Origin of the sequence: Vibrio sp. 10N.222.55.C7, from assembly GCF_041473335.1 — a bacterium.
Taxonomy (GTDB): Bacteria; Pseudomonadota; Gammaproteobacteria; order Enterobacterales; family Vibrionaceae; genus Vibrio; species Vibrio crassostreae_C.
The window spans coordinates 14,496-28,707 of the sequence record NZ_JBFRSC010000070.1; the positions used below are offsets into that span (position 1 = coordinate 14,496).

Sequence of the window (14,212 nt, forward strand, 5' to 3'; positions counted from 1 at the left end):
ATGCATATTCTTTTTCTTACTGATAATTTTCCGCCAGAAGGTAATGCGCCAGCAACCAGAACTTATGAACATGCTATCCGTTGGGTGAAAGCGGGTCATAAAGTTACGGTGATTACGTGCGCACCGAACTTTCCTGAAGGTAAGGTATTTGATGGGTTTAAAAACCGCTGGTATCAAACTCATAATCTCGATGGCATAAATGTCGTTCGTGTAAAAACGTTCATTACTGCAAATGAAGGTTTTGTAAAACGTATTCTGGATTACATGTCATTCATGGTAACGGGCTTTATCGCAGGGTTGGTTCAGAAAAAACCGGATGTCATCGTAGCGACTTCACCTCAGTTCTTCTGTGCTTGCGCCGGTTGGGCGTTATCAGCAATTCGTAGAAAGCCGTTTGTTTTTGAGCTACGCGATATATGGCCAGCCTCAATTACAGCGGTTGGTGCTATGAAGGACAGCTTTGCTATTCGTATTCTAGAAAGAATAGAGATGTTTTTATATCGAAGAGCCGATTCCATAGTTTCGGTAACCCATGCCTTTAAAAAGGAGTTGATTGAACGTGGCGTGGATGGAGAAAAAATAGAGGTTGTTTTAAATGGCGTTGATCTGACTAAGTATGGACCTTCTTTATCCAAAGATGCTGGTTTAGCGCAACAATATGGCTTGGAAGGTAAGTTTGTAGCCGGTTACATTGGTACTCACGGTATGGCGCATGGCCTAGAATATATTGTGGATGTAGCTGAACGGTTGCAAAACAATGATGATATTCGGGTTGTATTTGCAGGTGGTGGTGCAGCAAGACAAAAGGTTATTGATCTTGTCGAAAATAAACAACTTAAAAATGTAGTATTAATTGATAGACAACCAAAAGAGATGATGCCCAAGTTATGGTCTCTTTGCGACGTTTCATTGGTTCCCTTAGTTAATAGCGATCTCTTTAAAACTGTTATCCCTTCTAAAATTTTCGAGTGCATGGGTATGGGGATCCCAACAATAATGAGCGTGCCAGAGGGGGAAGCCACCGCTATTATTCGAGAGACAAATTCAGGTCTGGTAGTCGAAAGTGAAAGTGTAGATCAAATTACTGCTGCAATCTTAAAACTACATGAAGACCGAGAACTGTACCAGCAAGTACGAACCAGCAGTATAGAAGCTGCCCCTAAGTTTAGCCGAGATATTATGGCGGCGGATATGGTCTCTGTTTTTGAAAAGCATGTTGGCTAAAGAGGGTAATAGTCTCAACTTAATATTGGGTTGAGACACCTTTAGACTTTATGTGTTCAATTTGATTCATAATCTCATAGCTCCTCTCCTCTCCCCAAGGCTTGAACCAATGTCACTGTTTGAATACTTTGTCGAACTTTCTCTGTTCTTCTTCCTTTCGTTGGCGGTGTTGTACTGCATGCGCAAAGTGGGCTATGCCATTGGCTTAGTTGATAAACCCAATGCTAGAAAACATCATGAGGGTGTGGTTCCTTTGGTGGGCGGTATTTCCCTTTGTATTACCTTGTTGTACTTCTTCTACGTGAGTGCGTCAGAAATCAATAACATAGAGGTAATCGCCACGTGCTTAACGATACTGGTGCTGATCGGTGTGGCAGATGATCGCTTCGATATCAGTTTTAAACTTCGCATGGGTGTGCAAGCTGTCTTGACGCTGATCGTAATGCATTATACCGGGCTAACGCTTTCTCATGTTGGTAATGCGTTTGGGTTTGGTGTTTGGGACTTTCCGGTTGCCATCGATTATGTTGTTACCATATTAGCTGTGATCGGTGCAATTAACGCTTTTAACATGGTTGATGGTATTGACGGGCTATTGGGTGGTTTAAGCATAGTGGTGTTTGCCTCGTTAGGTATGCTGTTCTATGCCCATGGCCTTGAGTTTTATACCTTCTTTATGGCAGTGATGGTGGTTATCTTACTTCCCTTCGTGCTGTTTAATTTGGGGTATTTTGGCAAACTACGTAAAGTGTTTATGGGCGATGCCGGTAGCATGATGATCGGCTTTCTCGTGATCTGGATTTTAATCCGAGGAACACAGCCTGAACACGGCCACTATACGATTCGTCCGGTGACGGCATTGTGGTTAATTGCGGTGCCTTTGATTGATATGATGGCCATTATGATCCGTCGTATTCGTAAGGGGCATTCTCCGTTTAAACCGGATCGCGAGCATTTTCACCACATCATGCAACGCATCGGTTTTACGCCTCGTGAATCTTTAGTGGTGATCTGCTTGGTGCAATTGGTGTACTCAACGCTCGGGTTACTAGGCGAATACTTCCAAGTACCAGAATACATTATGTTCTACATCATTGTTGTGTGTTTCTTCCTCCACACCTACGCGATGACACACTCGTTTAAAATGGCGAAGATTGTAAGAAAATGGAAGAAGTTAGAAGCGAAATAGTTTGATGTGTCGTTAACGGACAAGTCTACTATCGCAGTGCTTAGCTGGGTAAATTAGAGAGTTAAAGCAGTTAAGTTACAATAGCTCAAACTAAGACAAATATAGAAAAAGAGCCCAATCTTATATCGAGATTGGGCTCTTTTGCGTTTAGCTTGAGAAGTTTTAGACTTGAGTGCTTTTGCTCTTAATCATCTTCACTTGAAAACCTAAGCCATTAATACACTTCTAATCACTAGTACACTTTTTCTGGAAGGTTGCGCCAACTTCTAATCCAGCTGGTAATACGCCAAACATAGCTCATGGCTACGGTGTAAGAAATAAAACACATCATAAACAGGATGAACATGGTCGATTCTGCGATCGCTAGGAACTCTCCGTAGATACCGAAGCCAGCAAAGCTACTTGCGATGGCACAAATGATGGCGAGCGTTTGACGCGATGTAAAACCAAGGCGTTGGAAGATGTGGTGTAGGTGTTCACGGTCGGGCTTGAAAGGGGAGTCACCGCGGCGTACGCGTCTGAACATGATGGCAGCCATGTCCATCAGCGGAACAGCAATTAACCACAGTGCAGTAATCGGTCGCATCATAGCTTCTGATGGATCTTGGCTTGCGCCCAGCAGTAACCAAATCACAGTAAAGCCAATCATCATGCTGCCAGCGTCGCCCATAAAGACCTTACGCTCTCGCCCAAGAATACCAAGATTCATCATGATATAAGGAATGGTTGCGACAATGAACACCACGCATAAATACGCTAAGCCATGTTGGCTGTCGACTTGAAGTAAAACGGCGATACCGCCAAAAGTTACAATAGCAAGCCCACCTAACAATCCATCAATGCCGTCGACCATATTGAACGCGTTAATCGCGCCAATCACTGCGAGTATGGTTACTACAGGGCTCAGGAAGCCTAAATGCAGGTCGCCAGTACCAAACAGGTTACCAATGTTATCTAATCGAATGTCGGCGAAATACATCATGCCGAGGGAGAGAATTGCTTGCACCACCAGTCGTATTTTGAAGCTAATGTCGAATTTGTCATCAAGCGCCCCGATAATAATAAGAGCAATAACAGAAGCTAAAAAGAGTGGGCTATGCGGGATGACGTCTGGATGGGTAACGATGAATTGGCCAATGGTTAAGCTGATCGCTATACCACCTACCAATGGGATCGCACCAGTGTGTAACTTTCTCTCACTCGGTTTATCCACTAAGCCAATGGATTTTGCCACTTTTCTCATCAAAAAGAGTGAGGAAAAGGAGAAGAAGCCAACAAATGATAGCTCTAATAACATAATGAACTCTAGCCAGTTTTTATGATAATTTTATTTGCGTGTATCTTACGTTAAAACCATCAATGTGTACACTCAGTTGAGTATGTTTTGTTCGTTGTTTTTTGAGTGTGATATTGGGTTTTAGTATGTAACTCAGTGTTATTACAGAATGACGACAGCGATATTTCCCTAAATACTGTTGCTCAAGGTTTATGCGCCCCTTAAACACAAAATGACGCTTTTTTTCACATTCGATCATCCTACCTGCGCCCTTTCTTGATCTTCCACTACAGTTTTGACTGTAAACTGTAGTAAAATTACGCTAATTTGTTTTTATACCGATTTATTTTGAATTGAACGAGGTCAGTCCTATGTCAGCTAAGAAGCCAATGGCTCTAGTGATCCTTGACGGTTACGGTTACCGTGAAGACAACCAAGACAACGCTATCGCGAACGCTAAGACTCCAGTTTTAGACGGTCTTATTGCTAACCAACCTAACACGCTAATCTCGGCTTCTGGCTTAGATGTAGGCCTACCTGATGGCCAAATGGGTAACTCTGAAGTGGGTCACACCAACATTGGTGCGGGTCGCGTGGTATACCAAGATCTTACTCGTATTACTAAGTCAATTTCAGATGGTGAGTTCGGCCAAACTGAAACGCTAGTTAACGCTATTGATAAAGCGGTGAAAGCTGAGAAAGCGGTTCACATCATGGGCCTTATGTCTCCAGGTGGCGTTCACTCTCATGAAGATCACATCTACGCAGCGGTTGAAATGGCAGCAGAGCGTGGCGCAGAGAAAATCTACCTGCATGCATTCCTAGACGGCCGTGATACGCCGCCACGTAGCGCAGAAAACACATTAGCGCGTTTCCAAGATCTATTCGCTAAACTAGGCAAAGGCCGTGTGGCTTCGCTTATTGGTCGCTACTACGCAATGGACCGTGATAACAACTGGGATCGCGTTCAAGAATCTTACGACCTGCTTACCGAAGCGAAAGGTGAATTCACGTTTGATACAGCGGTTGCTGGCCTAGAAGCAGCTTACGCTCGTGATGAAAACGATGAGTTTGTAAAAGCGACTGAAATCAAAGCGGAAGGCGAAGAATCAGCAGCTATCGTTGATGGCGATGCGGTTATCTTCATGAACTACCGTGCTGACCGTGCTCGTGAAATCACACGTGCGTTCGTGCCTAACTTCGAAGGTTTTGAGCGTAACGTATTCCCAGCGATCGATTTCGTGATGCTGACTCAATACGCTGCAGACATCCCACTTCTTTGTGCATTCCCACCGGCTTCTCTAGAGAACACGTATGGCGAATGGCTATCTAAAGAAGGCAAAACGCAGCTACGTATCTCTGAAACAGAGAAATACGCGCACGTGACGTTCTTCTTCAATGGCGGTAAAGAAGACGAGTTTGAAGGCGAAGAGCGTCAGCTTGTTGCTTCTCCAAAAGTAGCAACGTACGACCTACAACCAGAAATGAGCGCTCCAGAGCTAACTGAAAAGCTTGTTGCAGCAATCAAAGGCGGCAAATACGACGCTATCGTTTGTAACTTCCCTAACTGTGACATGGTTGGCCACACTGGCGTTTACGACGCAGCAGTTAAAGCCGTAGAGTCGCTAGACGAATGTCTGGGTAAAGTGGTTGAAGCAATCAAAGAAGCGGACGGCCAACTGCTTATCACCGCTGACCACGGTAACGCGGAAATGATGGTAAACCCAGAAACGGGCGGCATCCACACTGCGCACACGAACCTACCAGTGCCACTTATCTACGTGGGCAGCAAAGACGTTGAGTTCAAAGAAGGCGGTAAGCTGTCTGACTTAGCACCAACGATGCTTTCTCTATCTGGTATCGCAATCCCGGCTGAAATGTCAGGTGACGTGATCGTTAAATAGTTAGTCGTTAAATAGTTGTTTGGCTCAGCGGTTCACGTTGAGCTTTAACGATTCTGAAAGCCCGCACTTCAAAGTGCGGGCTTTTTTATAGATGCGAGATACGAGTATACGGGATTAGAAGAGCTTAAGAGCAGATACGGGATGCGGGATGTGGGATGCGGGTAAGCGAGTAGCGAGAGCTTAAGGACAGGTATTGGGTAAGAAAAACATGCAGGGGAGAACATAAGGGCACGACCTTAAACAAAAGACGAAAAGAACGGTCTTGATGAATATCGAAAGAGTGACATTTCTTGAATGATTAGGTAGCTTAAGGCTCATACTATACTTGTCTTTTACCTTACCTCTAGGTTGTTTATATGAACTCAAACCCATACCGTTGGAAGCAACGACTGCAAAACTTAATGAAAGCGCAGCAAAGGCTTGAGAGAGCGTGCTCACAAGATAGCTACAATGAGTTAGAGCTAGCCGGGTTAGTACAAACCTTTGAATTTTCTTTTGAGCTTACATGGAAGACTCTTAAAGACTTACTTGAGTTTGAAGGGTTTGATGTGGCTTCGCCGAGGAGCGTTTTTCGTACAGCCTTAGAAGCTAAGCACCTATCTTCGGAGCAGTGTGAGATTATGCTTGAAGCACTCATAAAACGAAATTTATTGTCCCACACCTATGATGAGGAAAATGTCCTTGAAGCTCAGTCACTGATCTTAGAGTCATTTTCACCAGTGATAGGGCAAGTCACACTCTATTTAAAGCTTAAATGTGATCAAGAGGGTCAATGCGAACAAGAGGTTAAATGTGATCGATAGTTATTTGGTTAAACCAGACTCGGTCGGCCTTAAGCCTCATCAGTATCAGTTGATTGAGGATATTGTTTTGAGTCATGCCGCAGTCATTCATGCCTGGGTATTCGGTTCTAGAGCCCTTGGAACTTATAAAGATAACTCCGACATCGATATTGTTATCGAGGGGCATGGGATTTCGTTAAGTGTCGTCGCAGGCTTGCAAGATCGTTTAGAACAATCGTCACTTCCGTTCAAGGTTGACTTGCTCGTTAAACATAGAATTACATCGAATGAGCTACTTGCCCATATTGACACTTATGGGATTAAACTAAAGTAACCGAACGTATTATTATCAGCGTAACGGTGATGTTGATTCTTGAACCGATTGTTTACGTTTTGCCAGTTTATCTCGAATCTGAGTACCTGAATTGACTCGGTCATGTTTTTTATCATCAATAGAAAACGATAATAGTTTCATTAGCGCTATAGCTCCATCTCTACGCTTTCGATCTTCATAAGATTCAATCGTATCAGTGGACATTACCATCACCTCTTTGTATGAAATTTTAAATATAGACTATATGTTGTCTGGTGATAATGGCGCTTCTTGATGGCGAAATTTTATATTATTGATCTAGTGAGATAAGGTTTACTTCTTTTTATTTAAGATCGAACGCTCAAAATCTAACAACCACTCTTTGCGATTCATACCGCCGGTGTAGCCGGTTAATGTTCCATTCGCGCCGATGACTCTATGGCAAGGCACAACAATACTAAATGGGTTTCTGCCGTTCGCACCACCCACTGCTCTTACGGCTTTTGGGTTGTCCATTCTCTTTGCTTGCTCACCGTAACTTATGGTTTTGCCATAAGGAATGGTTGTTAAAGCCTGCCAAGCGGATTTTTGAAAGTCAGTGCCTTTTATCGCTCTTAATGGCAAATCGAATTCTATTCGATGACCTGCGAAGTACTCATCTAACTGTTTCGCTGCCAGTTGGCAAAGGTCATCTGGATTGCTAATCATTAGCTCTTCGTGATTTACATGGTCAATTTCAATAAGCGACACACCATTGCTAACAATGATCATCTTGCCAATTGGTGCGTCATAGAACATTTTGTAAGTGGTGTCTTCCATGTCATCTTCCTTTTTTTAGTCTTTTTCTGCTCTCAAGCTCTTCGAATCTCGTAACTGCTCTTAAGCTCTTAAATCTTTTCGCATCCCGGTTACTCGCATCTGCTCTTATATCTTTTCGCATCCCGTTTACTCGTATCCCGCATCTGCTTTACCCCTTACACGAAGCGCAAACAAGTACCCTGAAATACCGCCGACAATGTTCCCCAAGGCTAAGCCTATAAACAGCCCTTCGACACCATCAATTTGGCTGCCTATCCAAGCGAATGGCAAGGTAAAGACAAACAAACGCATGAAGCTCCATTGAAAGGCTTTGAGTGGTTGATGCATGGCATTCATCCCACTGATCAGCATCATCACAATGCCTTGGAATCCATAGCTAAAGGGCACGACTAACAGGTAATGCCACAATATGCCTCGGACGGATTCTTCTTGAGAGAACAGGGCAGCCAAAGGAATGCTCAACGGCACCATCATTAAGAAAATCAAACCTTGGAACATCACAGCAAAACGCATACTCAGAAACAGTGCCTTAAAACTGCGTTGTGGGTTGTTTGCGCCAAAGTTCTGCGCCATGAAAGGCGTAAGCGCCGAAGTAAGAGACATCAACACAATGATTAGAATCGATTCAATACGCTGGGCAGCGCCATACGCCGCCACGGCTTCAGTCCCTTGTTTGGCCAGCATCATCATGATGATAGCGCCGGCAAGTGGGTTCAGAGCGTTAGACAAAGCCGCTGGGGTGCCTATTTTTAAGATCTGTCGCCAGTCACTGACGATGTTTGTCAGCTTAGGCGGCGCAAGCAGTTTTTCTCGCACCATCAATACGTAGAGTGAGCCACACAAAGCACCAAACCAACTGAAACCACTGGCAATCGCAGCGCCTTGAATCCCCAGTTCAGGGAAAGGCCCATACCCGAAGATAAGTAGCGGATCTAAAACGCCATTGATAAGGCCAGCCAGTAGCATAATCTTGGCGGGTGTTTTAGTATCGCCGCTGGCACGAATGGCGCTGTTGCCTGCCATGGGGATGACCAACAATGGGATCGCGAGATACCACACCGACATGTATTCCGATATCAGCGGCAACAACTCTTGCTTTGCTCCTAGCAGGGTAAACATAGGTTCTAAGGCGATAATACCTAATGTAGACGCGCAGCCGACCAGAAGCAGAGCCAGCAATAAGCCATGACAGGTAAAGCGTGCTGCATTTTGTGCGCTGCCTTGGCCAAGTAATCGACCGATACATGTCGATAAGCCAATACCAATCCCCATGGTGATGCAGTTGATGGCAAAGGTGACTGGAAAGGTAAAACTCACCGCGGCTAAGGCTTGGGTGCCAAGCAATGAGATGAAGAAAGTATCGACGAGGTTAAACATCAAGATCGCCACCATACCGAATATGGTCGGTATGGTCATGGTACGCAATGTACTCTCAATTGGGGCAGTTAATAGCCCGTGCTTATCTTGCATGCAAAACGCCGATAGAAACCAAAAGCGTAGGATAAACAGATGCGGGATACGAGTAAACGAAAAGCAGGGAAAGATGAGGGGTGAGAATCTGCACTTTAGCTCACAATTTTTCCGTTCCCCCCTTGGGATTCATCACATTGTCCCCAACATATTGTTTGACCCACGCTAATCGTGGCAACTATCAAAATTTAAATGGAAATTATCAGGAGATAAGACCGATGAATATCCGTCCTCTACATGACCGAGTTATCGTTGAGCGCCAAGAAGTTGAATCTAAATCTGCTGGTGGCATCGTTCTAACTGGTTCTGCCGCAGAAAAATCGACTCGCGGTATCATTCTAGCTGTTGGCAAAGGCCGCATTCTAGAAAACGGTTCAGTGCAACCGTTGGACGTAAAAGTTGGCGATACCGTTATCTTTGCTGAAGGTTACGGCACGAAAACTGAAAAAATCGACGGCAAAGAAGTTCTGATTATGTCTGAAAACGACATCATGGCGATCGTCGAGTAATCTATTTTTCATTTAACTCTCAGTAAAAGTTATCAGAGCCAGTATTGGATGATTCATATCGTCATTCCAGAAATGAGGAACGAATTATCTGGAATCTAAACAGAGTGCGATTTGAGTAGATTCTGAATCACGTTCGTCCCTCACTGTTCAGAATGACGCGATAACGCTGAGACGCCCCGAAACAAAGAATTTGAAAGGAAATTAAGATGGCTGCTAAAGACGTTAAATTTGGTAATGACGCACGTATTAAAATGCTAGAAGGTGTAAACGTTCTGGCTGACGCAGTAAAAGTAACGCTAGGTCCTAAAGGCCGTAACGTTGTTCTAGACAAATCATTTGGCGCACCAACGATCACTAAAGATGGTGTTTCAGTTGCACGTGAAATCGAACTTGAAGACAAGTTCCAAAACATGGGCGCGCAAATGGTTAAAGAAGTGGCTTCGCAGGCGAATGACGCGGCGGGTGACGGTACGACTACAGCAACAGTTCTTGCTCAAGCAATCATCACTGAAGGCTTAAAAGCCGTTGCTGCTGGCATGAATCCAATGGATCTTAAGCGCGGTATCGACAAAGCAGTTATCGCTGCAGTTGAAGAGCTAAAAGGCCTTTCTGTTCCATGCGCAGATACAAAAGCTATCGCGCAAGTAGGTACTATCTCTGCGAACTCTGATTCGACAGTAGGTAACATCATTGCTGAAGCGATGGAAAAAGTAGGTCGTGATGGCGTAATCACGGTTGAAGAAGGTCAGGCTCTACAAGACGAGCTAGACGTAGTTGAAGGTATGCAGTTCGACCGTGGTTACCTATCTCCTTACTTCATCAACAACCAAGAAGCGGGTTCTGTTGATCTAGAAAGCCCATTCATTCTTCTTATCGACAAGAAAGTTTCGAACATCCGTGAACTTCTTCCGACTCTAGAAGCGGTTGCTAAGGCATCTCGTCCACTTCTTATCATCGCTGAAGATGTAGAAGGCGAAGCGCTAGCAACTCTAGTTGTGAACAACATGCGTGGCATCGTTAAAGTGGCTGCTGTTAAAGCGCCTGGTTTCGGTGACCGTCGTAAGTCTATGCTGCAAGACATCGCTATCCTAACTGGCGGTACGGTTATCTCTGAAGAGATCGGCCTAGACCTAGAGAAAGTAACGCTAGAAGACCTAGGTCAAGCTAAGCGTGTAACTATCACTAAAGAAAACTCAACCATCATCGATGGCGCGGGCGAAGAAACAATGATCCAAGGTCGTGTTTCTCAAATCCGTCAACAAATCGAAGATGCAACGTCTGACTACGACAAAGAGAAACTTCAAGAGCGCGTAGCTAAGCTAGCTGGCGGTGTTGCAGTAATCAAAGTGGGCGCTGCAACTGAAGTTGAGATGAAAGAGAAGAAAGACCGCGTTGAAGATGCACTTCACGCAACTCGCGCTGCCGTTGAAGAAGGTGTGGTTGCTGGTGGTGGTGTTGCACTTATCCGCGCTGCATCTAAAGTTGCTGGCCTTGAAGGCGACAACGAAGAGCAAAACGTCGGTATCCGTGTTGCACTACGTGCAATGGAAGCGCCTATCCGTCAAATCACGAAGAACGCAGGTGATGAAGAATCTGTTGTTGCTAACAACGTTCGTGCTGGCGAAGGTAACTACGGTTACAACGCGGCGACTGGCGAATACGGCGACATGATTGCAATGGGTATCCTAGATCCAACTAAGGTAACTCGCTCTGCACTTCAGTTCGCAGCGTCAGTTGCTGGTCTTATGATCACAACAGAAGCGATGATCACTGATAAGCCACAAGATTCTGGCCCTGCAATGCCTGATATGGGTGGCATGGGCGGTATGGGTGGCATGGGCGGCATGATGTAGTGCGACAAGGGTCGCATTGACTGTTCCTCAGGATAATGTACTGAGGTGGGCGGAAATATCGTTGGATATAACCGCCCTAGTTATCAACTCCGAGGATGTAATGATAACGCTCTGCCTAGAGTTCCTCTCACCCAACCTCCATGCCCGAAAGGGTCTTCGAAACGGAAATATGTCAGAGGCAGCGTGCTGCCTCTTAGTTAACTATGCCGATGTGCATTCAAAGTAATAATCTTTGGCACCAACGCGCAGGAAACTGCCTTTAAAAAGGAAAGACATGGGACCGACATGCCAATGGTTTGGCATGCCCTCATAAACTGCAGCTCTTGGCTTCTTAGCTGAAAGTGAGTACTCCTCACTGACAGAACAAGAAGAGGTGCTTCAACAGTCAATTGACTGAAGCTTGTGTTTGTATTGTCTTACTCTCAACAACAGTTTGAGTGATAAGACCTACTTTGTAGCAAGTAGTAGCCTAGGGATAGTGCGAATCTGGTAACGGATTGGTGCGAAGCTTCCTGACAATGTACTCCCTGAAAAGGTGTGTCGTTTGCGCGAGCAAATAATACAGATATCGGTAATGACGACCGATTGAGAGGCTAGGCTTGGTTATAAGGTTAACGTATGTGAACTACTGATAAACAACGTCAGCCGCGACGAGCGAAATGTCTTTGTTTGTAGCAATCAATCTAGGTTGATTACTGCAAGGCGCTCTGACCAAAAGGTATGTGGACAGGTTATTCCTTTTACATCTGGGATTACGCTACTGTTGTGCCACCGTTGAATAGGTAGAACCTAAGTAACTAATTGTACAAATACAGGAACTTGGTAAGCCCAATTATTCGCCCTCGAGGCAGGTAACCCGTAAGGGGAGCTGTTGGATGAGTGGGTATGGGAGCGATGGATAAAGCGAATGCTTGGCTGTAATCGCCAAGATAGAGGTTCAGACTTTGCCTCAACTCGAAAGAGTGCAGACTTCCATTAGGTCTTTAATCGTAAGAAGGCTTGTAAAGCCGAAGGATGACTAGCGAACTTCGTTCGCTGGTTGATACTTGTCCCCCTAAGGGTGAATGATACTTCACCCTTAGGGGAGATCTATCTTCACTCCACATGGGGGATCCACCATGAGGAAAGCAAGATGAGTAAGGCACAGTGTCTACCTGCATTCTCATACTCGAACGATAGCTGGCAAACCATTAATTGGAAGCTATGCCATCAAAGAGTAAAGAAGCTACAAGTACGGATTGCGAAGGCAACTAAACACGGCGATAACAGGCAAATTAAAAAGCTACAGCGCATGTTAATACGCTCTTTTTCTGCCAAAGCGATAGCGGTAAAACGGGTAACCGAAAACCGTGGAAAGAAAACATCAGGTGTCGACAAAGTACTTTGGAATACACCAACTTTGAAATGGGATGCTATTCAATCTCTAACGAGTAAAGGCTACAAGCCAATGCCGTTAAGGAGGGTTTACATTCCTAAATCTAATGGTAAAGAACGTCCGCTAGGAATACCGACCATGCGTGATAGAGCAATGCAGGCACTGCACCTGTTAGCGCTAGAACCTGTATCGGAAACCAAAGCGGACAGACATAGCTATGGATTTCGTCCTCACCGCAATTGTGCTGATGCTATTGAACAATGTTTCGTAAACCTCAGTCGCAAGAGTAGTGCCCAATGGGTATTAGAGGGGGATATTAAAGGGTGTTTTGATTTCATTAGTCACGATTGGTTAATCGCTAATATCCCTATGGATAAAGTGATACTCAAGAAGTGGCTTAAATCCGGATTTATGGAATCTGGAAGTTGGAATCCAACAGAAGCAGGTACACCGCAAGGAGGAATTATTTCTCCTGTACTTGCGAATATGGCTTTAGACGGGCTAGATGCGGTGCTGGAATCTCATTTCGGGAAGAAAAACACCAAAGCTAGTTATAAAACTAAGGTTAACTATGTGCGATATGCTGACGACTTCGTCATCACTGGCATCTCGAAAGAGTTGTTAGAGCAAGAAGTACTGCCAATAGTTGAAGCCTTTATGGCGGATCGTGGGTTAGAACTGTCGAAGGAAAAAACATTAATCACACATATAGAGAATGGGTTTGATTTCCTAGGGCAGAACGTTCGGAAATACAAAGGCAAGATGTTAATCAAGCCTGCGAAAAAGAATGTGAAAGTCTTTTTGAAAAACATAAAAGATTATCTCGATAGTCACAAAACGGCTCCAGCGAGTGCAATCATTGCCAAGTTGAACCCGATGATCAGAGGGTGGTGTAATTACCATCGTTGGATCTGTGCTAGTGAGACATTCAAGTATGTAGATTACCGAATCTGGAAGATGCTTTGGCGTTGGTGTCGACGTATCCATTCTAATCGCCGAAAACGCTGGATTAAAGATAAATACTTTAAGTCAGTAGGGGATAGGAATTGGGTATTCAGTGCACCAAGACCAAAAGAGGAAGATGGCTACTACCGTTTGCTTTACGCATCGAGAGTGAAAATCGACAAGCATGTAAAGATTAAGGCATTAGCGAATTGTTACTTACCAGAAGATGAGCAATATTTTGAAAGTTTGACGATCAGAAGATTGAAGAAATCTTTATCAGGTAACATGAAGCTTTGGAAGATTGCCGAAAGGCAGGGTTTCCAGTGTGCGGTATGCCACCGGCAGTTTGCCTCTGAAGATGAATGGGATGTTCACCATATCATTCGACGAGTCGATGGTGGTTCGGACAATAGCGAAAATCTTATGATGTTGCATATTAATTGTCATAGGCAATTACATGTTTGAGTTGCTGGCATTTACTTAGGTAGGTGCTTATAAAGGCTTGAGCCGTATGCGGGGAAACTCGCACGTACGGTTCTTATATGGACTCTCG

12 protein-coding genes are annotated in these 14,212 nt (G+C 44.6%); 8 read left to right on the forward strand and 4 right to left on the reverse strand.

The genetic code is table 11. The features are described 5' to 3' along the window. Together AB4482_RS21955 and wecA (AB4482_RS21960) are read left to right on the forward strand one after the other, a co-directional pair. On the forward strand, positions 1–1,224 hold the full coding sequence (locus tag AB4482_RS21955; protein ID WP_372181694.1) for a glycosyltransferase family 4 protein: 1,224 nt from the start codon (positions 1–3) through the stop codon (positions 1,222–1,224). 109 nt (positions 1,225–1,333) lie between these two features. After that, complete coding sequence (gene wecA, locus AB4482_RS21960; RefSeq protein WP_372181695.1) at positions 1,334–2,413, forward strand: UDP-N-acetylglucosamine--undecaprenyl-phosphate N-acetylglucosaminephosphotransferase; 1,080 nt, start codon at positions 1,334–1,336, stop codon at positions 2,411–2,413. A 232-nt stretch (positions 2,414–2,645) separates the two neighbouring features. Here wecA (AB4482_RS21960) and wecA (AB4482_RS21965) read toward each other — a convergent pair whose 3' ends face one another. Continuing rightward, the gene (wecA, locus tag AB4482_RS21965) at positions 2,646–3,710 is read right to left on the reverse strand and encodes a UDP-N-acetylglucosamine--undecaprenyl-phosphate N-acetylglucosaminephosphotransferase (RefSeq protein WP_372181697.1); all 1,065 of its coding nucleotides are present in this window, start codon (positions 3,708–3,710) and stop codon (positions 2,646–2,648) included. 350 nt (positions 3,711–4,060) lie between these two features. Between wecA (AB4482_RS21965) and gpmM the strand changes: the two genes are divergently transcribed. The 3 genes from gpmM (at position 4,061) to AB4482_RS21980 (ending at position 6,709) form a co-directional block, all read left to right on the forward strand. Then, positions 4,061–5,593, forward strand: a complete 1,533-nt coding sequence (gene gpmM / locus AB4482_RS21970; RefSeq protein WP_372181699.1) for a 2,3-bisphosphoglycerate-independent phosphoglycerate mutase — start codon at positions 4,061–4,063, stop codon at positions 5,591–5,593. A 356-nt stretch (positions 5,594–5,949) separates the two neighbouring features. Next, positions 5,950–6,396, forward strand: a complete 447-nt coding sequence (locus tag AB4482_RS21975; protein ID WP_102397870.1) for an HI0074 family nucleotidyltransferase substrate-binding subunit — start codon at positions 5,950–5,952, stop codon at positions 6,394–6,396. Then, positions 6,386–6,709 carry a nucleotidyltransferase family protein gene (locus AB4482_RS21980; protein ID WP_017067158.1) on the forward strand — a complete coding sequence of 108 codons (324 nt, stop codon included), beginning with the start codon at positions 6,386–6,388 and terminating at the stop codon, positions 6,707–6,709. The genes AB4482_RS21975 and AB4482_RS21980 overlap by 11 nt, the downstream gene beginning before the upstream one ends. Positions 6,710–6,724: 15 nt before the next feature. Here AB4482_RS21980 and AB4482_RS21985 read toward each other — a convergent pair whose 3' ends face one another. The 3 genes from AB4482_RS21985 to AB4482_RS21995 form a co-directional block, all read right to left on the reverse strand. Then, the gene (locus AB4482_RS21985; protein ID WP_017063158.1) at positions 6,725–6,913 is read right to left on the reverse strand and encodes a hypothetical protein; all 189 of its coding nucleotides are present in this window, start codon (positions 6,911–6,913) and stop codon (positions 6,725–6,727) included. Between the two features lie 108 nt (positions 6,914–7,021). After that, positions 7,022–7,507 (reverse strand): methylated-DNA--[protein]-cysteine S-methyltransferase, encoded by a 486-nt coding sequence (locus AB4482_RS21990; RefSeq protein ID WP_372181701.1) that lies wholly within the window; start codon positions 7,505–7,507, stop codon positions 7,022–7,024. Between the two features lie 126 nt (positions 7,508–7,633). Next, entirely contained in the window at positions 7,634–8,977 is a 1,344-nt protein-coding gene (locus tag AB4482_RS21995) for an MATE family efflux transporter (protein ID WP_372181702.1), read from the reverse strand. Between the two features lie 218 nt (positions 8,978–9,195). On the opposite strand from AB4482_RS21995, the gene AB4482_RS22000 reads away from it, so the two are divergent. The 3 genes from AB4482_RS22000 to ltrA all read left to right on the forward strand — a co-directional run bounded on the left by AB4482_RS22000 (position 9,196) and on the right by ltrA (position 14,124). Continuing rightward, positions 9,196–9,486 (forward strand): co-chaperone GroES, encoded by a 291-nt coding sequence (locus AB4482_RS22000; RefSeq protein ID WP_010433998.1) that lies wholly within the window; start codon positions 9,196–9,198, stop codon positions 9,484–9,486. A gap of 206 nt (positions 9,487–9,692) precedes the next feature. Further along, positions 9,693–11,339: a chaperonin GroEL gene (gene groL / locus AB4482_RS22005; protein ID WP_017061290.1), complete on the forward strand. Its 1,647-nt coding sequence runs from the start codon at positions 9,693–9,695 to the stop codon at positions 11,337–11,339. A 1,132-nt stretch (positions 11,340–12,471) separates the two neighbouring features. Continuing rightward, the gene (gene ltrA / locus AB4482_RS22010; RefSeq protein WP_108156761.1) at positions 12,472–14,124 is read left to right on the forward strand and encodes a group II intron reverse transcriptase/maturase; all 1,653 of its coding nucleotides are present in this window, start codon (positions 12,472–12,474) and stop codon (positions 14,122–14,124) included. Positions 14,125–14,212: the final 88 nt, after the last annotated feature.